Source organism: Megasphaera sp. AF13-6AC (assembly GCF_027685385.1).
Classification (GTDB): Bacteria; Bacillota; Negativicutes; order Veillonellales; family Megasphaeraceae; genus Megasphaera; species Megasphaera micronuciformis.
Genome location: NZ_JAQCUN010000335.1, coordinates 313 through 583 on the forward strand (window position 1 = coordinate 313; position 271 = coordinate 583).

The 271-nt window shown below is 50.9% G+C and carries 1 protein-coding gene; it reads left to right on the forward strand.

Going from position 1 to position 271, the window contains the following annotated elements; all coding sequences use genetic code 11:
* On the forward strand, nucleotides 1-271 hold a 271-nt coding region (locus tag PGX78_RS09285; protein WP_270446684.1), incomplete at both ends, for a methionine gamma-lyase family protein.

Here is a 271-nt window from a genome sequence, read left to right on the forward strand (position 1 = left end):
GTCGTGTCCGAACGTAAGCCCACAATGGTGCTTTTACAACGTTCGCGAGGTTACAGCTCTCGGCCGTCTTTACGCATAGAAGATATTCGCAAGATTTTAGAGATTGTGCGCGAAGTAAGTCCTCAGACTATTTGCTTTGTCGACAATTGTTACGGTGAATTTGCGGCAGAAGAAGAACCGCTTGAGGCGGGAGCACACATTATTGCCGGCTCGCTCATTAAGAATCCCGGTGGCGGTTTGGCTCCGACAGGCGGATATATCGCCGGTCGTG